Annotated in this window: 23 protein-coding genes; 15 read left to right on the top strand and 8 right to left on the bottom strand. The window is 57.7% G+C overall.

What is annotated here, in order from left to right:
• Nucleotides 1-2 precede the first annotated feature (2 nt).
• From ACWXTG_RS00775 to fdx, 6 genes are all read left to right on the top strand, one after another.
• Nucleotides 3-1220, top strand: coding sequence for an IscS subfamily cysteine desulfurase (locus ACWXTG_RS00775; protein WP_480220380.1), 1218 nt, complete (start codon nt 3-5; stop codon nt 1218-1220).
• Nucleotides 1221-1343: 123 nt separating this feature from the next.
• The gene (iscU, locus tag ACWXTG_RS00770; protein WP_309564753.1) at nt 1344-1745 is read left to right on the top strand and encodes a Fe-S cluster assembly scaffold IscU; all 402 of its coding nucleotides are present in this window, start codon (nt 1344-1346) and stop codon (nt 1743-1745) included.
• Between the two features lie 12 nt (nt 1746-1757).
• Nucleotides 1758-2081 carry an iron-sulfur cluster assembly protein IscA gene (gene iscA / locus ACWXTG_RS00765; protein ID WP_309564752.1) on the top strand — a complete coding sequence of 108 codons (324 nt, stop codon included), beginning with the start codon at nt 1758-1760 and terminating at the stop codon, nt 2079-2081.
• Nucleotides 2082-2150: 69 nt separating this feature from the next.
• Complete coding sequence (hscB, locus tag ACWXTG_RS00760) at nt 2151-2684, top strand: Fe-S protein assembly co-chaperone HscB (protein ID WP_480220379.1); 534 nt, start codon at nt 2151-2153, stop codon at nt 2682-2684.
• A 9-nt stretch (nt 2685-2693) separates the two neighbouring features.
• Nucleotides 2694-4562 (top strand): Fe-S protein assembly chaperone HscA, encoded by a 1869-nt coding sequence (gene hscA / locus ACWXTG_RS00755; RefSeq protein WP_480220378.1) that lies wholly within the window; start codon nt 2694-2696, stop codon nt 4560-4562.
• Nucleotides 4563-4565: 3 nt separating this feature from the next.
• On the top strand, nt 4566-4907 hold the full coding sequence (gene fdx, locus ACWXTG_RS00750; protein ID WP_480220377.1) for an ISC system 2Fe-2S type ferredoxin: 342 nt from the start codon (nt 4566-4568) through the stop codon (nt 4905-4907).
• A gap of 17 nt (nt 4908-4924) precedes the next feature.
• On the opposite strand, the gene ACWXTG_RS00745 is transcribed toward fdx, so the two are convergent.
• On the bottom strand, nt 4925-8275 hold the full coding sequence (locus ACWXTG_RS00745) for a bifunctional diguanylate cyclase/phosphodiesterase (RefSeq protein WP_480220376.1): 3351 nt from the start codon (nt 8273-8275) through the stop codon (nt 4925-4927).
• Between the two features lie 154 nt (nt 8276-8429).
• Nucleotides 8430-9785: a porin gene (locus ACWXTG_RS00740; protein ID WP_407995865.1), complete on the bottom strand. Its 1356-nt coding sequence runs from the start codon at nt 9783-9785 to the stop codon at nt 8430-8432.
• Nucleotides 9786-10324: 539 nt separating this feature from the next.
• On the opposite strand from ACWXTG_RS00740, the gene ACWXTG_RS00735 reads away from it, so the two are divergent.
• Nucleotides 10325-10990, top strand: coding sequence for a carbonic anhydrase (locus ACWXTG_RS00735; protein WP_309564746.1), 666 nt, complete (start codon nt 10325-10327; stop codon nt 10988-10990).
• A gap of 37 nt (nt 10991-11027) precedes the next feature.
• Nucleotides 11028-12587 carry a SulP family inorganic anion transporter gene (locus ACWXTG_RS00730; RefSeq protein ID WP_480220375.1) on the top strand — a complete coding sequence of 520 codons (1560 nt, stop codon included), beginning with the start codon at nt 11028-11030 and terminating at the stop codon, nt 12585-12587.
• Nucleotides 12588-12656: 69 nt separating this feature from the next.
• Here ACWXTG_RS00730 and ACWXTG_RS00725 read toward each other — a convergent pair whose 3' ends face one another.
• The 3 genes from ACWXTG_RS00725 to prfB all read right to left on the bottom strand — a co-directional run bounded on the left by ACWXTG_RS00725 (nt 12657) and on the right by prfB (nt 16230).
• Nucleotides 12657-13214 carry a bactofilin family protein gene (locus tag ACWXTG_RS00725; protein WP_480220374.1) on the bottom strand — a complete coding sequence of 186 codons (558 nt, stop codon included), beginning with the start codon at nt 13212-13214 and terminating at the stop codon, nt 12657-12659.
• Nucleotides 13215-13593: 379 nt separating this feature from the next.
• Nucleotides 13594-15123, bottom strand: a complete 1530-nt coding sequence (gene lysS, locus ACWXTG_RS00720) for a lysine--tRNA ligase (protein WP_480220373.1) — start codon at nt 15121-15123, stop codon at nt 13594-13596.
• A gap of 2 nt (nt 15124-15125) precedes the next feature.
• Nucleotides 15126-16230 (bottom strand): peptide chain release factor 2 gene (gene prfB / locus ACWXTG_RS00715; RefSeq protein ID WP_309564742.1). Its coding sequence is split into 2 segments (ribosomal slippage): nt 15126-16148 and nt 16150-16230, totalling 1104 coding nucleotides; the frame shifts between segments, so codons are not numbered across the junction.
• 156 nt (nt 16231-16386) lie between these two features.
• On the opposite strand from prfB, the gene ACWXTG_RS00710 reads away from it, so the two are divergent.
• The 5 genes from ACWXTG_RS00710 to pstB all read left to right on the top strand — a co-directional run bounded on the left by ACWXTG_RS00710 (nt 16387) and on the right by pstB (nt 21199).
• Complete coding sequence (locus ACWXTG_RS00710; RefSeq protein ID WP_480220372.1) at nt 16387-17259, top strand: trypsin-like serine protease; 873 nt, start codon at nt 16387-16389, stop codon at nt 17257-17259.
• Nucleotides 17260-17376: 117 nt separating this feature from the next.
• Entirely contained in the window at nt 17377-18399 is a 1023-nt protein-coding gene (locus ACWXTG_RS00705) for a PstS family phosphate ABC transporter substrate-binding protein (RefSeq protein WP_309564740.1), read from the top strand.
• A 94-nt stretch (nt 18400-18493) separates the two neighbouring features.
• On the top strand, nt 18494-19435 hold the full coding sequence (gene pstC / locus ACWXTG_RS00700; protein ID WP_309564739.1) for a phosphate ABC transporter permease subunit PstC: 942 nt from the start codon (nt 18494-18496) through the stop codon (nt 19433-19435).
• Nucleotides 19436-19437: 2 nt separating this feature from the next.
• Nucleotides 19438-20376, top strand: coding sequence for a phosphate ABC transporter permease PstA (gene pstA, locus ACWXTG_RS00695; RefSeq protein WP_309564738.1), 939 nt, complete (start codon nt 19438-19440; stop codon nt 20374-20376).
• Between the two features lie 43 nt (nt 20377-20419).
• Nucleotides 20420-21199: a phosphate ABC transporter ATP-binding protein PstB gene (gene pstB / locus ACWXTG_RS00690; protein ID WP_407995858.1), complete on the top strand. Its 780-nt coding sequence runs from the start codon at nt 20420-20422 to the stop codon at nt 21197-21199.
• A 46-nt stretch (nt 21200-21245) separates the two neighbouring features.
• Here the strand turns inward: pstB and ACWXTG_RS00685 are convergent, their stop codons facing one another.
• Both ACWXTG_RS00685 and ACWXTG_RS00680 read right to left on the bottom strand, forming a co-directional pair.
• Entirely contained in the window at nt 21246-22499 is a 1254-nt protein-coding gene (locus tag ACWXTG_RS00685; protein WP_480220371.1) for a D-amino acid dehydrogenase, read from the bottom strand.
• A 208-nt stretch (nt 22500-22707) separates the two neighbouring features.
• Entirely contained in the window at nt 22708-23913 is a 1206-nt protein-coding gene (locus tag ACWXTG_RS00680) for a glycosyltransferase (protein WP_407995857.1), read from the bottom strand.
• 165 nt (nt 23914-24078) lie between these two features.
• Between ACWXTG_RS00680 and ACWXTG_RS00675 the strand changes: the two genes are divergently transcribed.
• The gene (locus tag ACWXTG_RS00675) at nt 24079-24723 is read left to right on the top strand and encodes a hypothetical protein (RefSeq protein WP_407995856.1); all 645 of its coding nucleotides are present in this window, start codon (nt 24079-24081) and stop codon (nt 24721-24723) included.
• A gap of 27 nt (nt 24724-24750) precedes the next feature.
• On the opposite strand, the gene ACWXTG_RS00670 is transcribed toward ACWXTG_RS00675, so the two are convergent.
• The gene (locus tag ACWXTG_RS00670) at nt 24751-25119 is read right to left on the bottom strand and encodes a diacylglycerol kinase (protein WP_407995855.1); all 369 of its coding nucleotides are present in this window, start codon (nt 25117-25119) and stop codon (nt 24751-24753) included.
• A 130-nt stretch (nt 25120-25249) separates the two neighbouring features.
• Between ACWXTG_RS00670 and ACWXTG_RS00665 the strand changes: the two genes are divergently transcribed.
• Nucleotides 25250-26083, top strand: coding sequence for a zinc dependent phospholipase C family protein (locus ACWXTG_RS00665; protein ID WP_407995854.1), 834 nt, complete (start codon nt 25250-25252; stop codon nt 26081-26083).
• Nucleotides 26084-26225: the final 142 nt, after the last annotated feature.

The raw sequence follows: 26225 nt of genomic DNA, 5'->3' as shown, positions 1-26225 counted from the left end.
AAATGACAGTACGCACGCCAATTTATCTGGATTATTCAGCCACCACCCCGATCGATCCACGGGTGGCGGAAAAGATGATCCCCTACCTTACCGAACACTTCGGCAATCCGGCATCGCGCAGCCATGCCTTCGGCTGGACAGCGGAAAAGGCCGTGGAGAACGCACGCGAGGAAGTAGCCAAGCTGGTGAATGCGGACCCGCGCGAAATTGTGTGGACTTCAGGCGCGACCGAGTCCAACAACCTGGCGATCAAGGGCGCAGCCAATTTCTACAGCCCCTCGAAGGGCAAGCATATCGTGACGGTGCAAACCGAGCACAAGGCCGTGATTGATACGGTGCGCGAGCTGGAGCGCCTCGGCTACGAAGCGACTTACCTGATCCCCGAACCCAACGGCCTCGTGGATCTGGAAAAATTCAAGGCGGCCTTGCGCCCGGACACCGTGCTGGCGTCGGTCATGCTGGTCAACAACGAAATCGGCGTGATCCAGGATATCGAAGCGATCGGCAATATCTGCCGCGAGCAAGGCGTAATTTTCCACGTGGATGCCGCGCAGGCGACCGGGAAAGTGCATATCGACCTGCAAAAGCTGCCTGTGGACCTGATGAGCTTCTCCGCCCACAAGACTTACGGCCCCAAGGGTATCGGCGCCCTGTACGTGCGCCGCAAGCCGCGCGTGCGCATCGAGGCGCAGATGCATGGCGGCGGCCATGAGCGCGGCATGCGTTCAGGCACGCTGGCAACGCACCAGATCGTCGGCATGGGCGAGGCTTTCCGTATCGCCCGTGAGGAAATGGATAGCGAGAACGTACGCATTCGCCAGTTGCGCGACAGGTTGCTCAAAGGCTTGCAGGAAATTGACGAGGTTTATGTCAACGGCGATCTCGAACACCGCGTCGCCCACAACCTGAACATCAGCTTCAACTTTGTCGAGGGCGAATCGTTGATCATGGCAGTAAAAGATATTGCCGTTTCCAGCGGTTCCGCGTGCACCTCGGCTAGCCTGGAGCCCTCTTATGTCCTGAGGGCGCTGGGACGCTCCGACGAGTTGGCGCATAGCTCCATCCGCTTCTCGATCGGGCGCTTCACGACGGAAGAGGATATCGATTACACCGTGCAACTGATGAAAGGCAAGATCGGCAAGCTCCGCGAATTGTCCCCGCTTTGGGAAATGCATCTGGAAGGTGTGGACCTGAATAGCGTGGCATGGGCAGCGCATTAGGGAATACCCAAGGCAACAAGCTGGTTGGCCACACAGGTGGCAAGATTGATAAATGCACCTGCCAATGTGCAGCGCTAGTGACTCAATAACAGCGGCATATTGGCAACATTGAGGAGTAGAAAAATGGCTTATTCAGACAAAGTACTCGACCACTACGAGAACCCACGTAACGTAGGTTCCCTGGACAAGAACGATCCCTCTGTCGGCACCGGCATGGTAGGCGCTCCCGCTTGCGGCGACGTGATGAAACTGCAAATCAAGGTCAATGACAACGGCATCATCGAGGACGCCAAGTTCAAGACTTATGGCTGTGGCTCCGCGATTGCATCCAGCTCGCTCGTGACCGAGCTCATCAAGGGCAAGTCCCTCGACCAGGCGATGGAAATCAAAAATTCCGACATCGCACAAGAGCTGGCGCTGCCTCCAGTCAAGATCCATTGCTCCGTGCTGGCAGAAGACGCCATCCGTGCAGCAGTGGCGGACCTCAAGGCCAAACGGGGCGTCAAGGACGAGCAGGCAGCCTAAAGGAGGTCATGCATGGCAATTTCGCTGACAGAAACTGCAGCCAAGCGGGTGCAGAAGTTCCTCGCCAACCGCGGCAAAGGCGTCGGCCTGCGCCTGGGCGTCAAGACGACGGGCTGTTCCGGTATGGCTTACACCTTGGAATTCGTTGACGACATCCATCCGGAAGACCTGGTGTTTGAAAGCCATGACGTCAAGGTGATCGTCGATCCGAAAAGCCTGGTCTACATCGATGGCACGGAACTGGATTTTGCCAAGGAAGGCCTCAATGAAGGCTTCAAGTTCAACAACCCGAACGTGAAGGACGAATGCGGCTGCGGTGAAAGCTTTACGGTATAGCCAGCTTTCCCCTGCCGCTGGCGGCCAGCAGTAGCCTGGCTGCCCTCTCCTGTTCAATCTCCACCCTTTATGTTCAATATACAGCAGAACCACTTTGAGTTATTTGGCTTGCCAGCCCGGTTTGCCTTGGATATGGCGTTGCTGGACCAGCACTACCGAAAACTGCAGGCAGAAGTGCATCCCGACCGTTTCGTGGCGGCCTCGCCCAACGAGCGCATTCAATCCATGCAATGGGCAACCCAGGTCAACGAGGCCTACCGTACCCTCAAGCATCCAACGTCGCGCGCTCGGTACCTGCTGCAATTGCAAGGGGTGGACACTGAGGAGGAAAGCAACACGGCCATGCCCGCCGACTTCCTCATGCTGCAAATGGAGTGGCGTGAAGCAGTGGAAGAAGCGTTTGACGAGGGCGACGTCACGGCCCTGGACGCCCTGCTCAAGGACATGAGCGAACAGGCCAAGATTCTGGAACAGGCGCTGGCCGACACGCTGGACCGGCAACATGCATGGCAGGAATCCGCTGACATTGTGCGCAAATTGAGTTTCGTCGACAAGATACGCAGCGATGTCGAACTTAAGATAAGCAAACTGGAAGACGAGTAACGGCAAGCTATGGCTTTACTACAGATATCAGAACCCGGCATGAGCACTGCGCCGCACCAGCATCGCCTGGCGGTGGGCATAGACCTGGGCACGACCAATTCCCTTGTCGCGACGGTGCGCAGCGGACTGAGCACGGTCTTGCTGGACGAAGCCGGGCATGCATTGCTCCCTTCCGTCGTGCACTACACCGCCGACGGCCAGATTGAGGTAGGCCACCCTGCCCAGCTACAGCAAAGCCAGGACCCGCAGAACACTATCGTATCGGTCAAGCGTTTCCTCGGGCGCGGCCTGGGTGATATCGGGGATACCAACCATCTGCCGTACCACTTTGTTGAAATGCCGGGCATGGTGCAAATTGAAACCCGCGCCGGGATCAAGACCCCGGTCGAGGTTTCCGCCGAAATCCTGAAAACGCTCAAAACGCGTGCCGAGCAGGTCCTTGGTGGAGAACTGACCGGCGCCGTCATTACAGTGCCGGCCTACTTCGACGATGCCCAGCGCCAAGCCACCAAGGATGCCGCCCGCCTTGCCGGGTTGAACGTGCTGCGCCTGTTGAACGAACCGACGGCGGCCGCCATCGCCTATGGCCTGGATAATTCCTCGGAAGGCATTTACGTCATCTACGACCTTGGCGGCGGCACTTTTGACGTTTCCATCCTGCGCCTGACCAAGGGCGTTTTCGAGGTACTGTCGACCAACGGCGACTCCGCGCTTGGCGGGGACGACTTCGACCGCCGCATATTCTGCTGGATATTGGAACAAGCGCGCCTGCAGCCCCTCAATCCTGCCGATACGCGCCTGCTGATGACCAAGGCCAAGGAAGCTAAGGAATGGCTCACCGAGCATGCAAGCGCCAACATCACCGCCGTGCTCAGCGATGGCGAAATAGTGAACCTGACCCTGGGCCAGGCGAAATTCCACAGCCTCACCCAGCAACTGCTCAACCGCACCTTGGCCCCGATACGCAAAGCATTGCGGGACGCCTCGCTGGCGGTGGAGGACGTGAAGGGCATTGTGCTTGTCGGCGGGGCGACCCGCATGCCGCAAGTACGCCAGGCCGTCACCGGCTTTTTCGGGCAGGAACCCCTGACCAACCTGGACCCGGACCAGGTCGTCGCACTCGGGGCCGCCATCCAGGCCAACATCCTCGCGGGCAACCGTCATGACGACGAACTGCTGCTGCTGGATGTCATCCCGCTATCCCTCGGGCTGGAAACCATGGGCGGGCTGGTCGAGAAAGTCATTCCTCGCAACTCCACCTTGCCTATTGCGCGCGCGCAGGATTTCACTACTTTCAAGGACGGCCAGACGGCCATGAGCATCCACGTTCTGCAGGGGGAGCGCGAGCTGGTGACGGATTGCCGCTCGCTGGGCAGGTTCGAATTGCGCGGCATCCCCCCGATGGCGGCAGGCGCGGCGCGCATTCGCGTAACGTTCCAGGTCGATGCCGACGGGCTACTCTCGGTATCGGCGCAGGAACAGGCCAGCGGCGCCCATGCCAATATCGTGGTCAAGCCGTCCTATGGCCTGAGCGAGGACCAGATCACCAGCATGCTGCAAGCCTCCTTCACCTCTGCGGAGGCGGACAAGCACGCCCGCGCGTTGCAGGAAGCCAGGGTCGATGCCGCCAGGCTGCTGGAAGCAATCGAAGCAGCCCTGCGCCAGGATGGCGCCGCGCTGCTGAACGACGAGGAAAGAACCGAGATCGCCGCGCAAATGGAAAACCTGCGCAACTGTGCGCGACAGGAGGACAGCGACGCGATCAACCAGGCCGTCGATGCCCTCAACCACGCGACGGAAACCTTTGCCGCGCGCCGCATGGATGCCTCGGTCAGGCAGGCGCTTGCCGGGCAATCACTGAATACTCTGGAACTCTAGGCCATGGCAAAAATTACTGTTCTTCCCCATCCGGAATACTGCCCTGAGGGCAAGACGTTCGAAGCGCAGCCGGACAGGTCGATCTGCCATAACCTGCACAAGCAGGACATTGAGATCGACAGCGCATGTGGCGGCGTATGCGCCTGCACCACTTGCCATGTCTATATCCAGAAGGGTTACGACTCGCTATCCGAGCCTGAGGAAATAGAGGAGGACATGCTGGACCAGGCTTGGGGCCTGAAGACCAATTCCCGCCTTTCCTGCCAGGCCATCGTCGGGGACGAGGATATCGTGGTGGAAATACCGATCTATTCCCTCAACCTGGCCAAGGAGCCGCCCCACTAGCCGGAACCATCCCCGGCTCAGGCCTCGGTCAGCCCGGGCTCCTCAAGCTGCAAACCACGGATATGGGTGCGCCCTGCGCGCCGCGCCGTGTCAAAGCGCAGCATGCCGAGGAAATCCTCCTCCGCGAGCGGACGGCTGAAGATATACCCCTGCAGCTGGTCGCATCCCTGCCCCCGCAGGAATTCGAGCTGCGCCTGGGTTTCCACTCCTTCGGCCACCACATTGATCTTGAGGCTGTGCGCCATGGCGATGATGGCCTGCGTAATCGCCATATCGTCGCTATCCTGCGGGATGTCGCGCACGAAGGATCGGTCGATCTTCAACGAGTCGATGGGGAAATGCTTGAGATAGCCCAGCGATGAATAACCGGTGCCGAAGTCATCGATCAGCACATGGCTGCCCAGGTCACGGAAATGCTGCAACATCTGGCTGGCGCGTTCCGCATTCTGCATGATCATGCTCTCCGTGATTTCCAGTTCCAGGCAATCCGGCGTGAGGCCGCTTTCCTCCAATGCATTGCTGATCGCCTTGTGCAGGCTGTCCTCGCGGAACTGCCGCGCGGAAATATTCACGCCCACGCGGACCGGACGGCCTGCAATTGCCTGCCAGCGGCAGGCGTCGCGGCATGCCTGTTGCAGCACCCATTCGCCGATCTCGATAATCAGGCCGGTTTCCTCGGCAATTGGGATGAAGTCCTGGGGAGACACCAGGCCGAGCTCTGCGCTATGCCAGCGGATCAAGGCTTCCGCGCCGATGATGCCCTGCTCGGCCAGGTCCAGCTTGGCCTGGTACAGCAAGGTGAATTCGTTGCGCTCCAGTGCGCGACGCAGGCTGTTTTCCAGCGTCAGGCGGCTGACGCTGCTGGCGTTGCTTTCCGCGGAATAAAAATGGAAGGTGTTCTTGCCGTCGTCCTTGGCGCGGTACATGGCCATGTCCGCATTCTTGAGCAGGGAGAAGATATCGACGCCGTCCTCGGGATAGACGCTGATGCCGATGCTGGCGCTGATGTACAGCTCCTGCTGCATCAGGATGAACGGCTGCGCCAACGCATGCATGATCTTGCGCGCCACGCCAGCCAGGTATTGCTGCTCGGTGAAGTCCTCCACCAGCACCACAAACTCGTCCCCGCCCTGGCGGGCAATGGTATCCGTCTGCCGCAAGCACTCCCTCAACCGGCTCGCCGCCTCCTGCAGCAGCATGTCGCCGGCCTGGTGGCCCAGCGTGTCATTGATAATTTTGAACCGGTCGAGATCGATGAACAGCACCCCTATCCGCTGCTGATAGCGCTGCGCCCTCAACAAGGCCAGCTCGGTACGCTCCTGCAACAATGCACGGTTTGGCAGCCCAGTCAGGCCGTCATGCGTGGCGAGGAACTGCAGCCGCTCCTCGGATTGCTTGCGTTGGCTGATATCCGTCAACACCACGACGTAGTTCTGCAAGATGCCGTTACTATCGTGCACGGTGCTGATGGACACCCATTCCGGGTAGTATTCGCCGCTCTTTTTGTGGGCGAGCAATTCGCCCATCCATTTCCCATCCTGCTGTACCAGGCTTCCGATCGTCTGCCCGCCGTCGCCGGGCTCATCCAGCAGGGACAAGCGCACACCGATGCAATCCCCGCGTTCACATCCGGTCATGTCCAGGTAGGCCTGGTTGACCTCCAGGATATTGAGGTCGCGATCCGCGATCAGGATGGCTTCGCTGGTATTGTCAAACACCTGCTTGGAGAGCTTGAGGCTGGCTTCCGCGGCCTTGCGGGCGGTGATGTCCAGCATCACGCCGAGCAATTCCTGCGGCTTGCCGAACCGGTCAGGGATGACGCGCACGATATCCTGCAGCCAGACCACTCTGCCATCCGCGGCCAGCATCCTGTATTCGAATACATGGTCCTTGAGCTGCTGGGTTTCCCAGGCGCAGAAGTCGACCACCCACTCCCGGTCGTCCGGATGCATGGTCTCCGCCCAGAAACCAGGATTGCCCGTCCATTCCTGTATCGGGTATCCCAGCAGGCTTTCTGCCTCCTGGCTGACGAAAGTGAAGGCCGCATCCGGCGTCGCCCGCCACACCACGGCCTTCACGGACTCCACCAGCTCGCGGTATTCCGCCCGGCTTTGCAGCAAGGCCTCCTCCGCCTGCTTGCGGCTGCTGATATCGATGATCAGCACCACGACGCGCTCGCTGCCGTCACGATAGTTGGCCGCCGCCACCTCGATCGGGATCGGCTTGCCCGACTTGCTGATCGCCATCGCTTCGTAACGGCTCGGCGTATATTCGCCGCGGATGCGTTGCGCATAATGCTGCGCCACGCGCTCGCGGTCGCTCGGATGGATCAGGCTGAGGAAGCTTGAGCCCATCGGGATGTCACGGGCATCGTATCCGCCGATTTTCCATAGGGCCTCGTTGGCGTAGATGATCTTGCCGTCCTCGATCACCACCACGCCTTCGCCGGCATCGGACTGGGCATTGCTCAACGCGTTGTAAAGCCCGAGCTGCCGCCTGAGCTGCTCATCCGCATGCAGGCGCCCGACATGCAGGCCCGACAAGCCCACGCCTATCGACACGGTCACCAACGCAAACATCCAATAATTGAACAAGGCCGCATTGCTGATTTCCATACTGAAATAGCCGTGGTAGCCTCCACCGCCCCACAAGGCCGTCATGACGATCAGCATGGAGGCTAAGGCCGCCCCGCGTTGATGAAAGCTCAATGCCGCCCAGATCACCAACGGAAAGACCAGGAACGCCTTGGCTTCCAGTTCCCCTGCCTGGGACAAAAGATCATTAAACGCAAGGAAGCACAAGCCCAGCAGCATGCCGGCCAGAGCGACGGCTTCCAATATCCTGGTCCTGGTCCAGCGGATAGGCTCGTAGTAGAAGCAAGCCAGGATGGCGGGCGTCAACAGGATGATGCCCAGGGCATCCCCCATCCACCATTGCAGCCAGGTGACATACAGGGCCGGCCCCTGCACGACGCCGAATAGTTTCAGCACCAGACTGCCCAGGCTTGCACTAAGCAATGGGCTGAAGACCGCACCGACCAGCACCATTCCCATGAGGTCGCGCAGACGCGTCATCGCAGGCTCGAACCTGAGGTAGCGCTTGAGGATGTAGTACCCTGCGACAGCGCCGGCGAGCGCGCCGGCACCGACCAATAGTGCGGCGGCGAAGGGCAGGCCGGCACTATATTGTGTCGCCACCACCCCGAACAGCAGTCCAGGCAGCATACGCGCCCCGCCCAGTATCAACACCGCCAGCGCAAACCCGGCAGGCGGCCAGATGAAAGTGGAAAAGGTGGCGGGCGTCCCGAGCTGGATCGTGCTATGCCCGAGGAGGAAATATCCCAGGGCTATCGCCACTGAGATCAGCAAATATCGGATCGGCCTGGTTCGTTGAGCAGACTGGTGACTTGATATATACATAATCTACGCATTGTATTAGTAAATTCCTACAACTGCGGTTAAAAATCTTTCAACAAATAAAAAGCCCGCACATGGCGGGCTGAAGCAGAAGATTCGAACTCTTCTAGAAGTTATACTGCAACTGCAGACGCAGCAAATCACTGTCATATTTGGCGTAAGGCGAATCCTTGAGATTGCTGCGATCCAGCTTGGCATAATAAGCAGTGAACTCGAGTTCAGGCGATGGCTGCCACTCGAAACCGGCCTCCCAGTCATTTACCCTGTTCTGCGGGGCATTGGTCTCGAATTTCTGCGCGCCGTCATAATACTGCCACTTCACGAACGGCAACATCACGCCATAACCAAAGAAATCCTTGATGCGGTACATGGCCTGGATATAGCCGCCATTGAGCGACTTTTCCTCGATCATGGTGCCCGCGTCGTTCAGCGAAGGCCCCTTGCCCCAGTTCCATTCCGCCTGCAGGCCGAAAGGTTGCGGATACAATACAGCATGCACGCCTACGCGCTGATCCTTGAAACCATCTTCCTTGGAGTTGACTGCAATACCCGTATCTTTGCTCGGCTTGAAAGTACCGTAAATCCCCTGAATACCAGCCTCGAAAATCTGGCCGTTTTCGAACTTGACCGGATAAGTGAAACGCGAGACCAGATGCAGGTTGTCGTTGTTTTCGGAACGGTTGGCGCCGGTGCCGTTGTAGGCGCCGAAGGCGAACACGCCGTAGTTGCCCGAGCCCTTCAGGCCGCTGTCCACGAGATATTTGAACATCTCCTGCTTGTCCTTCGGCGTGTAGTAGTAGAACACGCCCAAGTCCCGCTCATCCTTACAGCAGCTGTTCAATGCGTCGTTACGGTCAAGCGCGATACGGTTCTGGCTCGATTGCAGGTTCTCGAAGCTGTAGGGAATCTTGGATTGGCCGACACGCAGGCGGTGCACCCTGTCCTTGGTCAAGTAGATGTCGCCATAGGCGTCGCGTAGCTGGGCAATATTGCCAGTGCCATCGCCTGTCCGGCTCGCAAAATCTGGTTGGATGTAGTAGGACAAACGTTCACTGATGTCGCCATAGAACACCAGGCGCATGCGGCGGATGAGGAAGTTGGTATTATCGCCAATCGAGCGGTCCGCCTGATGGGAAATATCCTTGTCGCCCCCGATGATGGGGTTGCTGCGGATCTGCATGTATCCGCGTACTTTCATGGTTTCCGACCAGTTTTTCTTGGCCGGCTTTGGCGCAGGCGCCATGGCGATCTTGTCGAGCTTTTCCTCCAACTCCCGTTGCCTGAGCTCCAACTCCTGCTTCATTTCAACCAGATCGATGCTGGCAGCGTTCTCGCTCTTGGCTTCTGCTGTGCTATCAACTGACTTGAAGGTCCCCATTTTCACCCGGTTAGGGCCGGGTTCGGAGAAAATCTGTTTGGTCGTGGAGTCCACATATAACTCCAACACTTGCGCATCCGCCATTGCAGTGGCAGATGTCGTTGCCAGTATTACTGCTGTCGCTAAGGCTTTGCGGGCCGTTTTCCCTGTTGTCATCGCAATCACTTTACAATCCATGCACTTATTTTATTTAGGTCTATGTATCAAGCTTGATACCTGCTCGTGGCGGCAAAGGCCGCCTATCGCTGATGGAGCCTGGCTTTCACAGCGATATGGCGTGCAGTATGTGGTTGCAATGTGACTGAATGATGTACTGAAAATGACAGTTTTATGACATCCAGGTAAATTCTGGCATCAAAAAAGAACTAGAAAACCGCTTTCCTTTCCATTATTTTCATCAAACCGTCATGGTTTAACTGCATGATGCGATGAAATTTTTGCCAAATCCTTTCACAAACTTACATTTCTTTACAATAAGTTTTTTATAGAAACAATAAAATTTACCTATAATAATCATATTTATACGGAACAAAATAATTCCTATTATGTCTTTCATAAGACCGATTACACATACATCATCCATTAATACGATAAATTTTTAACTCAGCAGGGGAAGTAAAAACATGTACAAACACCCACTACAAGACCGCGACAAAATGTCGCCGCAAGAAGCCCTGGCCATCCTGCTGGAAGGCAATGAACGCTTTACCCAGAATATTTCAGCCCACCGGGATTTGCTGAATGTGGTGAATATCACCAAGGACAAGCAGCACCCTTTTGCCGCCATCCTCAGTTGCAGCGACTCGCGCACATCAACGGAACTGATCTTCGATCAGGGCCTGGGCGATCTTTTCAGCGTGCGCCTGGCGGGGAATATTGCTTCGCGCAAGGCGATTGGCAGCCTGGAATACTCATGCAAATACCTGGGCAGCAAGCTGATCGTCGTGCTTGGCCATACCAATTGCGGCGCGGTGAAGGCGGCCTGCGACGGTTTCTCCGGCGGCCATATCGGCGAAATCACCAAGATGATCTTTCCTGCCGTCGAAGCTGAAAAGCAGACCAAGGAAAACCGCTCATCCTCGAACGATACCTTTGTCGGCCACGTGTGCGAACTCAACGTCAAGACCCAGATCGACACCATCTGGAACTCCAGCGATATCCTGCGAGACCTCTTGAACAAAGGCGAAATCGGCATTGTCGGCGGCGTCTACGACCTGGCCACAGCCAAGGTGAACTTCCCCGAGACTTACCAGATATTCAGCGCAGACCATCCCTTGGTGCAGAACTAGGCGAACCGCGACTCCTCTTTCTCAGGATTAAACTAGCATGACAACTCAAACCAATACGGCTGAAGTAAAAGCAGGCAGCCTCAGCAAAGACTTCTTTGCCTCCATTGTGGTATTTTTGGTGGCAGTGCCATTATGTCTTGGCATCGCGATTGCCTCAGGCCTCCCGCCGACAGCCGGCATTATCACAGGGATTATCGGCGGCCTTGTGGTCGGCTCGATTTCCGGCTCCCCGTTGACCGTTAGCGGCCCGGCCGCAGGCCTGGTCGTGATCGTGGCCGATATCGTCACCGAGTTCGGCCTTGCCATTTACGGCGTGATCGTATTGGCGGCAGGCTTCGTGCAGATACTCGCCGGAGTGTTCAAACTCGGGGTGTGGTTCCGCGCCATCTCGCCTGCGGTGATCCACGGCATGCTGGGCGGTATTGGCATACTGATCATCGGTTCGCAATTCCACATCATGCTTGACCGCGATCCTCTGTCTAGCGGCATCAAGAACCTACTGGACATCCCCAACGGCCTGCTGGAAACATTCGAATCGCATGGCGGCAATATTTACGCCGCGATTACCGGCATCATCACCATTGCGTCCATCGTACTCTGGACGCGCTATGCCCCTACTCGGCTCAAGCTGATTCCGGGCGCATTGATCGGGGTGGTATTGGCGGTGATCGTCGCCAACTTGTTCAGCTTCGACATCAAGTACCTCACCGACCTGTTCGACGGCCCGACCAACCTGCAGAACATCCTAGGCACCATCATCACCCCGACGATGAGCACCGTTGAAGCCTCCATGACAGCCGGCGTGCTGCTCGCGGTCGTGTCGCTTGCTTTCATTGCCAGTGCGGAGTCATTGCTGTCTTGCGCCGCGGTTGACCAGATGCACCAGGGCGTTCGTACCAAGTACGACCGCGAGCTGATGGCGCAAGGCGTGGGTAACGCCATTTGCGGCTTCCTCAGCGCATTGCCGATGACAGGGGTGATCGTGCGATCCAGCGCCAACGTCGAAGCAGGCGCCACCAGCCGCGTTTCCACCATTCTGCACGGCTTGTGGCTGCTGCTGTTCATCAGTATTTTCCTGTTTACACTGGAATACATCCCGGTCGCCACCCTGGCCGGCGTCTTGGTGTACACCGGCTACAAGCTGGCCTACCCCAAGGTGGCCAAGGAACTGCTGGCTTACGGCAAGGCCGAGCTGGCAATCTACATCATCACCATCGTCACCATCGTCAGCTTCAACCTGCTGGCAGGCGTCGTCACCGGCCTGGCATTGTCGATTGCAAAGCTGCTGTACGTGTTCTCCCATGTCTCCATCAAGGCGGAGCACCAGCCCAACAGCAAGCAAACCACGCTGCACCTGAAGGGCTCCGCCACGCAGCTCGGCATCCCCAAGCTGGTTTCCGTGCTGGACCATCTGGAGGCCGGTCGCGATATCCATGTGCAGTTTGACGATCTCGAATACATCGATCATGCATGCATCGAGCTGCTCAATGGCTGGCAAAAGCAGTATCAGATGACTGGCGGCAATGTCACTATCGAATGGGATAGCCTGATTGGCAAATACCACGCCAAGGAGGCGGCGGCTGCCAACGGCATTTGATCAGCAGCTAGTAGAAGATAATAAAAAAAGCCCCGTCAGGGGCTTTTTTATTATCTCGGGCACCGCGCCTCATGCAGACTGGATACGCTTGACCTTGCTATTGCCTTCATCCGCAGAGAGGGAAGCGATATCGCCAGACAGCTCCCCCCCTTCTTCAATCAGGATCTTGCCATAACGGATTTTCCCGCTCACACGGCCGGTGGAATGAATGATCAGCTGGCTGCGTGCCGTCAATTCGCCTTCGAAATTGCCATGCACCTCGGCCACATCGATACCCACCTTGCCGGAGAAGGCGCCATGTTCAGCGATCTGGATCACGCGACTATCCATCGTGGCCTCAACGCGCCCTTCCACCACCAGGATGTCACAGTCCTGGATCTCGGCTCCTTTCAACTTGACGTCGGGCCCGACAATCAGGCGGCTACCGGTCTGGGCATCGGCATGCACGCCTGCCGTCGACGAGGTTTCTGGTTTGGAGGCGGAAGCGGCCGTATTGGTGACGGGCGTGGCCTGGTACGGCACCGAGGTAGTTTCCGGCTTGCTATTCAAGGGGGTAGAAACTGGGTTGACGCTGGAACTGCTTTGGGGGGTGGAAGTACGGTTGAATAGACCTTGTTTGTTTAACATAGATAAACCTCTCAATTGATGACAGACAGGCCTATTTGATCAATAGGCCAAGACCATCGACAGTCAGCAAGGTATATGCCATGCAATATTAATTGTTCATAATCAACTTATTATGAAAATAAATTCATATTCAACAAGAGATTGCTGCTCAAAATGTCGCTGATGTACGACGTCGCGGGCCTCGCCATCTCAGCGATCCAGCATGGTGAGGATTAAAGCCGTATGGGATACAGCGGCAAACAACGTTATATCAGCCATGCAGATGCGGCGCCTGAAAATCGTCATTGAGTCCTACAGCCGAAGCGCGTGTCGCTGACAGACAACAATCTTGGAGTTATGCAAGCAATAAAAAAGGCCGGTATGACCGGCCTTGGCAGGATTAGTGTTCCGGCCGCATATGCGGGAACAGAATGACATCGCGGATACTGGGACTATCGGTCAACAGCATCACCAAGCGGTCGATGCCGATGCCGCATCCGCCTGTCGGCGGCATGCCGTATTCGAGCGCGCGGATGAAGTCCGCGTCGTAATACATGGCCTCGTCATCCCCGGCCTCCTTGGCAGCCACCTGGGCATGGAAGCGCGCCGCCTGGTCTTCCGCATCGTTCAGTTCCGAGAAGCCATTGGCGATCTCGCGGCCAGTGATGAACAGCTCATACCGTTCCGTGATCGCAGGATCGGTATCGGATGCGCGCGCCAACGGCGAGACTTCGACCGGGTAGTCGATGATATAGGTGGGGTTCCAGAGCTGGCTTTCTGCTGTCTCTTCAAACAAGGCCAGCTGCAAGGCGCCCAGGCCCAGGTGGGCGAACACCTCCACGCCGAATTTCTTCAGCTCCTGGCGCAGGAAAGCCTGGTCGTTCAATTGTTCCAATGTGTATTGCGGGGCGTATTTCTGGATCGCGCCGACAATGGTCAAGCGCTCGAACGGCTTGCCAAGGTCGAGCTCCCGCCCCTGGTACTCCACCACGGCAGAACCGCAGGCAGCGATCGCCGCAGCGCGGATACAGCTCTCGGTGAAATCCATCAGCCACTTGTAGTCCGTGTAGGCCGCATAGAATTCCATCATGGTGAATTCCGGGTTGTGGCGCACGCTCAGGCCTTCGTTGCGGAAATTGCGGTTGATCTCGAACACGCGTTCGAAGCCGCCGACGATCAGGCGCTTGAGGTAGAGCTCGGGCGCAATCCGCATGTACATCTGCATGTCCAGCGCATTGTGGTGCGTAATGAACGGCTTGGCAGCCGCGCCGCCTGGAATCGGATGCAGCATGGGCGTCTCCACTTCCAGGAACTCGTGGCTGAGCATGAAGGCACGGATCGCCGCGACGATCTTGCTGCGGGCCACGAAGGTCTTGCGGGTTTCCTCGGAAACGATCAGGTCGACATAGCGCTGGCGGTATTTGGTTTCCTGGTCTGCCAGGCCGTGGAATTTTTCCGGCAAGGGACGCAGGGACTTGGTCAGCAGGCGCAGTTCGCTCACCTTGACGGAAAGCTCGCCGGTCTTGGTCTTGAACAGGGTGCCGCGTGCCGCGATGATGTCGCCAAGGTCCCACTTCTTGAAGGCGTCGTAGGTTTCTTCGCCGACATTTTCCCTGGTAACGAACACCTGGATGCGGCCACTCTTGTCCTGCACCGTGGCGAAACTGGCCTTGCCCATGACGCGCTTGAGCATCATGCGGCCGGCGATCGCCACGCCCAGCGCTTGGGATTCCAGCTCTTCGCCTTCGACCGGGTCGTAACTGTCATGCAGGCTTTGCGCGGCATGCTCGGGCTTGAAGTCGTTGGGGAAAGCCACGCCCTGCTCGCGGATCGCCTTGAGCTTCTCGCGGCGCTCGGCGATCACATGGTTTTCATCCTGCCGCGCGCTGGCTGCTTCATTCGCCGTCTTGGAATTTTGTGCGTCACTCACCCTTACACTCCCTGCTTCAAACTTTCAGAAATAAACGGATCCAGGTCGCCGTCCAGCACCCCCTGGGTATTGCCGACCTCGACGTTGGTGCGCAAATCCTTGATGCGCGATTGGTCGAGCACGTAGGATCGGATCTGGTGCCCCCAGCCGATGTCGGTCTTGGCGTCTTCCATCGCCTGCTTTTCCTCGTTGCGCTTGCGCAGCTCCAGCGCGTACAGCTGCGCCTTCAGCATGTTCATCGCCTCGTCCTTGTTGCGATGTTGCGAGCGGTCGTTCTGGCACTGCACAACGGTATTGGTCGGCAAGTGGGTGATACGCACCGCGGAATCGGTCTTGTTGATGTGCTGGCCGCCCGCGCCGGAGGCGCGGTAGGTGTCGATACGCAGGTCGGCGGGGTTGATCTCCACCACAATGGAGTCGTCCACCTCGGGGTAGACGAACACGCTGGCGAACGAGGTATGGCGGCGGTTGCCGGAATCGAACGGCGACTTGCGCACCAGGCGGTGCACGCCGCTCTCGGTACGCAGGAAGCCGTAGGCATAGTCGCCGGAGATTTTCAGCGACGCGCTCTTGATGCCGGCCACGTCGCCCTCGGACTCTTCCAATACCTCGACCTTGAAGCTCTTGTTCTCGCAATAGCGCAAATACATGCGCAACAGCATGGAGGCCCAGTCCTGCGCCTCGGTGCCGCCGGAGCCGGCCTGGATATCGAGGAAGCAGTTGTTCGGGTCCATCGGGTGGGCGAACATGCGGCGGAACTCCATTTCCGCAACGATCTTTTCCAGCGCCTGCGTATCGGCGTCTATGCTGCGCAGGGTATCGTCGTCGTTTTCCTCGCGCGCCATCTCGAACAGCTCGCGGCTGTCGCGGACGCCGTTATCGACGTCGGTCAGCGACTTGACGACGAACTCCAGCTCGCGGCGCTCCTTGCCCAGCTTCTGCGAGCGCTCGTTGTCGTTCCAGATGTTGGGGTCTTCTAAAAGCTGTGAAACCTCTTCCAGGCGTTGCTGCTTGGTTTCGAAGTCAAAGATACCCCCGTAGGGCCTGGTGACGCTCCGCAAGGTCATCCAGGCGGTTGGCGATGAGATTAAGTTGTTCCGCTTCCATGCAATGTCCGAACTGACTGAATTCAAAGCGCGTAATTATACATTAATGCCCAGACGGCCGCTGTTTGCCGTGCAGAATACCCATGCCCGCAATCATGTATTCTCATGTACCGGTTTTATCTAGAATTCAACGCATCATATTAATTTAGGATGCACCATGCATACACCCAATCCTGCGTACCTCATGCTGATCGCCAGCTTGATCTTCACCCAGCCGGCGCTGGCGTTGGTTGGCAGCACGCCCACCACCGACTTTGGCCTGGTAGGGCAAATTGTGGGCGGCGCCGACGGCGTGCTGGTGGCGCCCAATTGGGTGTTGACTGCCGGGCATGCGGCCACGACCGGCAAGGTGTTTTCTTCGGGGTACGGCGATGCCGTGATCGATGATAAATTCGTGCTTCCCAATTACCAGTTCCCCGGCAACGACCTGGCGCTCCTGCATTTGGCCACGCCGATTGTCGCTGACAGCTACACGGCGCTGAACCTGGCCTATATCGAGGATGTCGAGCCATATGGCACGGTGACGTTGGCCAATGCGAGCGGGAACGGCGATGGACGCTATGTGGAAACCACGCTGGTCGACAATATTGCCCATGTCGGAAGCTACAACGTGCACTGGATCATCACCGATAGCACGCCCAATGGCAGCGCGATCGTGCAAGGCGGGGATAGCGGCAGCGGGTTATTCCTGGGCGCACACGATGAAGATGATCTGATACTGGGCGGCATCGCCTCCGCCATTTGCCGGACCAACAAGTCTTGCTACGTCCAGCCATCGGCCTATCACGACTGGCTGGATATCACCATGCTGCTTTACACTCCTACCGATCCCGACGAGGCAATCCACCAGAAATTGAACTGGGTGGGCACGCCTTCCGGCTCCAGCACATTGCCGGCCCTCGCTGTGGCCCAGGTCAGCGCCGTTCCCGAACCGGCCTCCTATATACTGCTGATACTTGGCATTGCGCTGCTCGCCTGCCCGCTCGCGGAAGCCAGGCGCGCTCACCGCAAGGCAGGCCCGGCAGCATGACATTTTGCCTATTTGTCACAAATATGAAATATTTACGCTTTATATTTGCCGGGTTGTCATCGGGGCATAATTGATATTGAGGCTCCAGGCAACACTTGACCAATCTACGGAGCCTATATGCAATCCCAATTTGTTCCAAGCCAGTTACTGAAGGCAGCAGGTGTTGCTGCCCTCGTTGCCGCTGTATTCTCCATGCCCCATGCAGAAGCAGCGCCAGCAAAAAACGACATTATCCGCATCGACGGCTCCAGCACCGTTTACCCAATCACTGAAGCGGTGGCCGAAGAATTCCAGAAGGCCAAGCGCATCAAGGTGACCGTGGGCATTTCCGGCACTGGCGGCGGCTTCAAGAAATTCTGCCGCGGCGAAACCGACATCTCCGAGGCTTCCCGCCCTATCCTGACCAAGGAAATCGAAGCCTGTAAGGCAGCCGGCATCGAATTCATCGAACTGCCGGTGGCTTATGACGCCCTGACCGTAGTGGTTAACCCGAAAAACGCATTCATCAAGAGCTTCACCGTCGAAGAACTGAAGAAACTCTGGGAGCCTGAAGCGCAAGGAAAGATCAAGACCTGGAAGCAAGTCAACCCAAGCTGGCCCGACACTCCAGTGAAACTGTTCGGCGCCGGTTCCGATTCCGGTACGTTCGACTACTTCACCGAGGCGATTGTCGGCAAGGCCAAGTCCAGCCGCGGCGACTTCACCGCCTCCGAGGACGATAACGTCCTGGTGCAGGGCGTTGCCAGCGATGTCGCCGCCACCGGCTATTTCGGCTTCGCCTATTATGAAGAGAACAGCAAGCGCGTGAAGGCCGTGCCTATCGTGGCCAAGGCTGGCGCGCCTGCGGTGCTGCCATCCCGCGAAACCGTGATGAACGGTACGTACCAACCGTTGTCACGCCCGCTCTTTATCTACGTCAGCGCAACAGCCGCAAAAAACAATCCCAACGTCAAAGCGTTCATCGATTTCTACCTGGCGAACAGCAAGGAGCTAGTCGAGGAGGTGAAATATGTCGCCTTGCCTGCGCATGAATACGCTGCGGTCAACGAGCATTGGAAGGCACAGAAAGTCGGCACCGGCTTTGGCGGCGAGCCTGAAGTGGGCGTCAAGATCACTGATCTGCTGAAGCGTATCAAGTAATACTTACGATGCTGGGAAGCCGGATATTTTCAGGCTTCCCAGCATCGCCTGCATAACTGCATTCCGTTACAATGCACGGATTATCAATGTGATCATGGTCTCTCAAGTGTTACAAAAACCCGCCGAACTCCCCATCAGTGCCCGCTTGGCCAAGAATGTCCGCCGTCACCTCCTGGAGCGGGTCATTGAATTCATCCTGATGCTGGCGGCGCTTTCCGCCGTCGCCACCACGATTTCGATCGTCGTGATTCTGCTGTATGAATCCTTCACTTTCTTTGAGCATGTATCATTGTGGGACTTCCTGACCGATACGGAATGGACGCCCCTGTTCGAGAACGCCCATTACGGCATCCTGCCCCTGGTGTCCGGCACCTTGACCACCTCGGCCATCGCATTGGCCGTGGCGATTCCCCTGGGTACCATAGGCGCGATCTACCTCTCGGAATTCGCTTCGCACCGTACCCGTGAAATCGTCAAGCCCATCCTAGAATTGCTGGTCGGCGTGCCGACCGTGGTGTTCGGCTATTTTGCCCTGCTGTTCGTCACGCCGCTGCTGCAAAAAATCTTCCCGGAACTGCCCGGCTTCAACATGCTCGGGCCAGGTATCGTCATGGGCATCATGATCATTCCCTATATCAGCTCCATGGCGGAAGACGCCATGCGCGCCGTGCCCATGAGCATGCGCGAGGGCTCCTACGCCATGGGAGCGACCCGCTTCCAGACCGCCATCCGCGTGGTGACGCCTGCCGCCATCTCCGGCATCATCGCAGCCTACATCCTGGGTATTTCCCGTGCCGTAGGTGAAACCATGGTGGTAGCGCTCGCCGCTGGCCAGCAACCCAACTTGACCTTCAACCCGATGGAAAGCGCGGCCACAATTACCGCCTACATCGTGCAAGTCGCCATGGGCGACCTGCCGCACGGCAGCATCGGTTACCAAAGTATTTTTGCTGCCGGCCTGGTGCTGATGCTGATGACGCTCACATTCAACATCATCGGCCACCTCACCCGCAAGAGATTCCGCGAGGTATATTAATCATGACGACACAAGCATCCGTACTGGAAAACCTCGCCGAAGTGCGGACCATGATCCGCAAGCACAAACGCAACGACTTCATTTTCTCCATCGTTGGCTTGCTGGCATTGATGATAGGCCTGCTTACCCTGCTCACCCTGTTCATCGACTTGGTGGCAGACGGCTATCCCCGCTTCAACCTTGACTTCCTGACCAACTATCCATCCCGCCGTGCAGCCAGTGCCGGCTTGCTATCGGCCTGGGTGGGCTCCCTGCTGGTCATGCTGGTGACATTCTTCTCTGCCGTTCCCATGGGAGTGGCTGCCGGTATTTACTTGGAAGAATACGCCCCCAAGAACTGGTTCTCCGATCTGATCGAGATCAACGTCACCAATCTGGCTGGCGTACCTTCGATCGTCTATGGCCTGCTGGCGCTTGGTCTGTTCGTCTATGGCCTGGGCTTCGGCGAAAGCATCCTGACCGCGGGCCTGACCCTTGGCTTGCTCATCCTGCCTATCGTCATCGTGACCACGCGCGAGTCTATCCGCGGCATCCCGGTTTCCATCCGCGAAGCGGCCTATGCCGTAGGAGCAACCAAATGGCAGGTGGTTTTCCACCATGTGCTGCATTACTCCTCCGGCGGCATCCTGACCGGCATCATCATCGGCATGGCGCGTGCGCTGGGCGAAACCGCGCCTATCATCACGATCGGCGCATTGACCTTTATCGCCTTCCTGCCGCCATCTCCAGTCAGCGATGTGGCGCCGTTCATCAATTTTGAATGGCTGCAATCCGGCTTCACCGTGTTGCCTATCCAGATGTTCAACTGGCTGTCGCGCCCCGACCATGCCTTCCACATCAACGCTGCGGCTACCGGCGCCTTGATCATCGTCGTGACCTTGCTCATGAACGGCACGGCGATCTGGCTGCGCTACCGCATCCGCAAGAACATCAAGTGGTAAGCCACATCAAACAGAACGATTTCAGAATCAGGATATTGACATCATGGTAACAACAACTAGCCCGGTCAAAGCCGAATCACGCAACCTGAACTTCTACTACAGCAGCGGCCACAAGGCGCTCAAGGGCATCACCATGCCGCTGTACGAAAAGCGCATCACGGCCCTGATCGGCCCATCCGGCTGCGGCAAGTCCACGTTCCTGCGCTGCTTCAACCGCATGCACGACCTCTACCCCGGCAACAAGTACGACGGCCAGATCGTCATGCACCCGGACAACACCAACATCCTCGACAACGGCGTCGACCCGATCGAAGTGCGCATGCGCATCAGCATGGTGTTCCAGAAGCCCAACCCGTTTCCCAAGTCCATCTACGAAAACGTCGCTTACGGCCTGCGCGTACGCGGCGAGCGCAGCAAGCGCGTGGTGGACGACAAGGTGGAAGAAGCGCTCAAGGGCGCTGCCCTCTGGGACGAAGTGAAAAACCGCCTGCACGACCTGGCTTTCAACCTTTCCGGCGGCCAGCAGCAGCGCCTCTGTATCGCCCGCGCATTGGCGACCGACCCCGAGATCATGCTGTTCGACGAACCGACCTCGGCGCTGGACCCGATCGCCACCGCCAACATCGAAGAGCTGATGTCCGAACTGCGCAACAAGCTCACCATCCTGGTCGTGACACACAACATGCAGCAGGCCGCGCGCGTTTCCGACTACACGGCCTACATGTACCTGGGCGAACTGATCGAGTATGACGACACCGACAAGATCTTCACCAACCCCAGCCGCAAGGAAACCGAAGACTACATTACCGGCAAGTTCGGCTAATCGAGTTTTCAGGCAATGTCAGAAAAGCCGGATTGCTCCGGCTTTTTTATTTTGCATATCGATCCAGCCCCAGGTCGTCATGCTGGATATCCGCTTCCTTACCCGAGATGATATCGGCAAGCAGTTTCCCTGATCCGCAAGCCATGGTCCAGCCCAGCGTGCCATGACCGGTATTCAAGTAGAGGTTTGGCAAGGGCGTGCCTCCGACAGTGGGGGTGCCGTCGGGGGTCATGGGGCGCAGGCCGGTCCAGAAATTAGTCTGGCTCAGGTCGGCGGCGCCGGGGAACAGGTCGTCGACGATCAGTTTCAACGTGCCTTCTCGTCTTGGACTGAGGCGGCGGTCGAACCCGACCAATTCGGCCATGCCGCCCACGCGGATACGATTGTCGAAGCGCGTCACGGCGGTCTTGTAGGTTTCATCCAACACTGTCGAAACAGGCGCTGAGGCCTCGTCAATAATGGGAACGGTGATGGAATAGCCCTTGACTGGGTAAACGGGCAAGTCGAGCACGCCCTTGAGAAAACTGGTCGAGTAGGCGGACAAGGCGACAATATAGGCATCCGCCTGCAATCGCTCGCCATTCACCACCACGCCCTGGACACTGCCAAATTCAATATCGAGACGGGAGATTTCCTGTCCGTAACGGAACTGTACGCCCCTGGCTGCGGCCATTTCCGCCAGGCGGGTCGTGAACAGGTGGCAATCCCCGGTTTCATCATGCGGCAGCCACAAGCCGCCCGTCAGCTTCTGATTAACACGTTCCAGGGCAGGCTCTGCCTTAGACAGCAATGATCTCGGCAGCAACTCGAAAGGTACATGGGCAAAGCGCAATACTTCGATGTCCCGCACCGCAGCATCCAGCTGCTCCTGGGTACGGAACAGTTGCAAGGTACCTTGCTGCCTGCCTTCATATTTAATGCCGGTATCGGCACGCAGCCGATCCAGGCAATCGCGGCTGTATTCGGCCAGGCGCACCATGCGCGCCTTGTTCTGCTCGTAACGCGCGGCCGTGCAATTCTGCAGCAGTTGCCACATCCACCGCAGCTGCTGCCAGGAACCGTCCGGCTTGATAAATAATGGCGCATGGCGGCGCAGCATCCATTTGAGCGCCTTGAGGGGAACGCCGGGCGCTGCCCAGGGGCTGGAATAGCCGGGAGAAACCTGCCCGGCATTGGCGTAGCTGGTTTCAAGCGCAGGACCGGGCTGCCGGTCCAGCACGATGACTTCATGTCCGGCTTCGGCAAGATACCAGGCAGTCGTCACGCCGATCACGCCGCTGCCCAGGACGATCACTCTCACATTGCCTCCTCACCATGCCAGATAAGGCTAGCTTAGCATCAAGCCGGCATCTTGGGCGAGGCAGAGCCTACCGCTTAGAGCCATGAACAAAATCCTTCTGGCGTTGTTGCTCAGCCTTGCCGTACTCCATGTACTGCGTTCCACAGAGCCCCTGGCCAGAATCGTTTCACTGAATTTTGTCAGCGGCTTTTAATTTTCTCAGCAACTCTCAGCCGCCCCGGGCTTTGAGGTTGTTGTCCATATTCATTGCATGGAATGCGCTGCGGCTTTGCACGCGCTGGTAAAACTGCAGCATGCGCTCGGCCTGCAAGCGTGCGGTCCAGCGCTTTACCGCATATTGCCGGGCTGCCTGGCCCAGCTTGGCGCGCTTGCCTGGGTTGGCAAACAGGCTGAACACCTTGGAGGCAAAAATACGTTCATCCTCAGGGGCGATCATCGCGCCCTCCCCTTCTATCAGGATGGACTTGGTGCCCAGCTCCGCCAGTGCCACGACGGGTACGCCTTGTGCCATCGCCTCCAGCAGCACCAGTCCTTGCGTCTCGGTCTTGGAGGCGAAAACGAAGACATCCGCCGCCTTGTAGCAGGCATTCAGTTCGGTGTTGCGGTCCAGGTAGCCGATGAACTTGATGTTGTCGCCCAGCGCCAGCTCGGCACTCAAATCCTCCAGGTGTTTTTGCGCCGGCCCTTCCCCGGCAACGACCAGCAACATGTCGGGCTGCTGGCGCCGCAGCTCATTGGCCATGCGCAGCAGGAAATCGATATTCTTTTCATGCGCGACGCGACCCACGAACAAAGCCACGGGCCGCTGGCGTGAAATGCCGTAACGGTCGCGGAAAGCCTCGCCGTCGGCCTCTTCAAAGCTTTTTTCCTGCAAGCCGGTCGGAATCACTTCCGCGCTGGCCTTGACGCCATAGCTGCGTAACGCATCCAGCATGGGCTGCGATGGCGCGATCACTGCGTTGACCGCATTGCACTGCCGCCGTGAGGTACTGATCGCGATCTTGCGGGCCATGGACTGGGGTATCCATGGCAGGTAGTGGTGCATATAGTCTTCAAAGAAGGTGTGGTAGGTTTCCAGGCAGGGAATATCCAGCAAGCGTGCGAGCTTGATGCCGAGATAATGCGCCACGAAGGGGGTATGGATATGCACGACATCGTAATTCTCGTCGCGCAATTCCGGCAACAGCTTGAGTACGGCAGCGTAGCGCATCAACCTGTCCTCCGGATCGAAATAGATGCTGCGAGCGGGAATGCGCTTGATCCAGGCTTCATCTTCCGTAGAGACGCCGTAATCCGGTGCGATCAGATGCACCTCATGGCCCAGCGCCTGCATCTGGCTCACAAAAGTACGGATCGAGGTGGAAACCCCGTTCACACGGGGAAAATACACATCCGAGATGAACAATATCTTCACGCGCCCTGCTCCAGTATCAACAAACACATATGGGTGAAGATACCTATGGATTGTGACGCTTCAATGAATTGCCATGCGCTCGTCACATTTTTTGACTAGACTTGCGCCATGAGGAATTTTTTCTGTTCATTCGTATTGTTCGCCCTATTGGCGCCCTCAGCTGCCATGGCAGCACGCCCGATGATTACCGACGATGCGCGTGTTGTAGATCCGCAAAGCTGCCAGCTCGAATCATGGGCAAAACGCAACCGTAACAGCACGGAATATTGGGCGTTGCCCGGATGCAGCCCGGCGGAGAACTTGGAGCTGACACTGGGTGGGGCTATTACCCGTGAGGACCGCGCCTCGCAGAACACCGACCTGATGATGCAGGCGAAAGCATTGTTCAAGCCGCTGGAAACCAATAGCTACGGCTATGGCCTGGTCGTAGGCTATGCGCAGCATCCCAGGCTGGACAACAATTCCAGCATGGTGGGCAACGCCTATGCCTATGTCCCGGTCAGCGCCTCGTTCTTCAGCGACAAATTGATCCTGCACGCCAACCTGGGCGCATTACACGACAAGGAAAAAAGCCGGACGGACATGACTTGGGGATTTGGCTCAGAAATCCCGCTCGCAGGCAAATTGGACCTGATTGCGGAAACCTATGGAGACCATCGCGCGCGTCCCTATTACCAGGCAGGCCTGCGCTATTGGCTGGTACAGGACCGGGTACAGATCGACACCACCTACGGCAACCGCATGCACAACAATAGCGACGAGCGTTGGCTCAGCATCGGCTTGCGCCTGCTCTCTGCCCCGCTTTGGTGAGGCACGGCTGCGGCGGGCGAAAATACTTTAGCCGAAGATCAACAGACACCAGACCACCACCAGGTTGATCAGGGAAATCAATACGGCGGCACTGCCGATATCCTTGGCGCGCTTGGCAAGCTGGTGGTTTTCCAACGAAATCCGGTCCACGGTCGCCTCAACCGCCGAGTTGAGTAACTCGACGATAATCACGAGCAGCACGCTGCCTATCATTAAGGCCTTGGCAATCGCATCGTTGCCAAGGTAAATGGCCAAGGGAATCATGATCATCGCCATGAGCACTTCCTGACGGAACGCGTCCTCATTGCGGTAAGCGGCCGCAAGCCCGTCGACAGAGTAGCCAAACGCATTGATCAGACGACGCAAACCGGTCTTGCCCTTGTACGGACTTTCCATGAATTCCTCGGAACAGAATGTGGGAGATTGAGCGCGGCAGTATAGCAAATTGCCAGCAGCCCCTGCCATTGTCACGATAACATCACGGAATTGCCACAATCCATTCATTGCCAGCCAGCACATTAACGGCATGAATACCGGCAAGATATTGACTTCATTGCTGTGGTTCACACCAATCGTGGGCTACAGTGCGGACGCCCAGGCCTGGGGCCTGGTGACCCACGTCTACTTCGCCCACTCGCTGCTCTGGGCCATGCCGTTGCTCGACCCGCGCCTGCAACGCGCCATCAGCCGCTTCCCGCAACTGGTAATGGCGGGAGCGTGCCTGCCGGACCTCGCCATCGTATCGCCGCGCTTCAGCCACAGCCATTACTGGGAAAACGCCCACCAAATGCTGGCCAATGCCAGCGGCGATGAGGAAACCGCGATTGCCATCGGCTACGCCAGCCACCTCTACATAGACGTCATCGCGCACAACCACTTCGTTCCCGCCCATGAAGCCATGTGGATGGAAGGCAGCATGATCACGCACATCGGCGCGGAATGGGCCATGGATGCCTACCTGGCCCCTTTGCTAGAGCATACCCCTGCCCAACTGTTGCTCAACCATCGGCACACCTTGGGACACTTTATCGCCCCCTACTTCAACTGCAGCCCGGCGGAAGCCATCCGCACAATATCAAGACTGGGAAAAGCCGACCGTCTGCTGCGCGTGTCCCGCCTGCCAGGCATGATCTACCATGGCATGCGTTTAATGGATAAGCGCCTGTTCCGCAATTTCGCCTTCTACATCGCCAGGACCCAGAGCGCACTCAGCCATATCGGCACGTTATTGCAAGGCGGCAGGCCGCACTGGGAGCCGGAACTCAACCACGTGCCCAGCGAACAGATGCAACGCTGGCGCAAGCGTTGCCTGGCTGACCTTAAGCGCAGGCTCAATAGCCCGATCGAGTATTTTTACTGATCCTACCTGCCCGCAAGGGCGAGCGCAGCGATGCCAAGCCGCCGTTGACTTACCTCCCGTCTGACTGCGCCGAGTAGCGCAGCCAGACGGGGAGCCCAAGGTCAAAACCGCACTTGGCTTCGCTGCGCTCGCCATTGCGATG

The sequence above is a fragment of the Methylobacillus sp. DLP286 genome, from assembly GCF_056636515.1.
Note: the sequence above shows the minus strand (reverse complement) of the source record. Positions and strands in the feature narration are given on the sequence as shown.

What these genes read in the sequence shown, in the direction of transcription:
- pstC (WP_309564739.1), top strand. Translation starts at nt 18,494, where the DNA reads ATGGTCTCTCAAGTGTTACAAAAACCCGCCGAACTCCCCATCAGTGCC.
- ACWXTG_RS00730 (WP_480220375.1), top strand. Translation starts at nt 11,028, where the DNA reads ATGACAACTCAAACCAATACGGCTGAAGTAAAAGCAGGCAGCCTCAGC.
- ACWXTG_RS00775 (WP_480220380.1), top strand. Translation starts at nt 3, where the DNA reads ATGACAGTACGCACGCCAATTTATCTGGATTATTCAGCCACCACCCCG.
- ACWXTG_RS00675 (WP_407995856.1), top strand. Translation starts at nt 24,079, where the DNA reads ATGGCAGCACGCCCGATGATTACCGACGATGCGCGTGTTGTAGATCCG.
- fdx (WP_480220377.1), top strand. Translation starts at nt 4,566, where the DNA reads ATGGCAAAAATTACTGTTCTTCCCCATCCGGAATACTGCCCTGAGGGC.
- ACWXTG_RS00725 (WP_480220374.1), bottom strand. Translation starts at nt 13,214, where the DNA reads ATGTTAAACAAACAAGGTCTATTCAACCGTACTTCCACCCCCCAAAGC.
- pstB (WP_407995858.1), top strand. Translation starts at nt 20,420, where the DNA reads ATGGTAACAACAACTAGCCCGGTCAAAGCCGAATCACGCAACCTGAAC.
- iscA (WP_309564752.1), top strand. Translation starts at nt 1,758, where the DNA reads ATGGCAATTTCGCTGACAGAAACTGCAGCCAAGCGGGTGCAGAAGTTC.
- ACWXTG_RS00710 (WP_480220372.1), top strand. Translation starts at nt 16,387, where the DNA reads ATGCATACACCCAATCCTGCGTACCTCATGCTGATCGCCAGCTTGATC.
- ACWXTG_RS00665 (WP_407995854.1), top strand. Translation starts at nt 25,250, where the DNA reads ATGAATACCGGCAAGATATTGACTTCATTGCTGTGGTTCACACCAATC.
- ACWXTG_RS00705 (WP_309564740.1), top strand. Translation starts at nt 17,377, where the DNA reads ATGCAATCCCAATTTGTTCCAAGCCAGTTACTGAAGGCAGCAGGTGTT.
- hscB (WP_480220379.1), top strand. Translation starts at nt 2,151, where the DNA reads ATGTTCAATATACAGCAGAACCACTTTGAGTTATTTGGCTTGCCAGCC.
- hscA (WP_480220378.1), top strand. Translation starts at nt 2,694, where the DNA reads ATGGCTTTACTACAGATATCAGAACCCGGCATGAGCACTGCGCCGCAC.
- pstA (WP_309564738.1), top strand. Translation starts at nt 19,438, where the DNA reads ATGACGACACAAGCATCCGTACTGGAAAACCTCGCCGAAGTGCGGACC.
- ACWXTG_RS00735 (WP_309564746.1), top strand. Translation starts at nt 10,325, where the DNA reads ATGTACAAACACCCACTACAAGACCGCGACAAAATGTCGCCGCAAGAA.
- ACWXTG_RS00670 (WP_407995855.1), bottom strand. Translation starts at nt 25,119, where the DNA reads ATGGAAAGTCCGTACAAGGGCAAGACCGGTTTGCGTCGTCTGATCAAT.
- ACWXTG_RS00740 (WP_407995865.1), bottom strand. Translation starts at nt 9,785, where the DNA reads ATGGCGGATGCGCAAGTGTTGGAGTTATATGTGGACTCCACGACCAAA.
- iscU (WP_309564753.1), top strand. Translation starts at nt 1,344, where the DNA reads ATGGCTTATTCAGACAAAGTACTCGACCACTACGAGAACCCACGTAAC.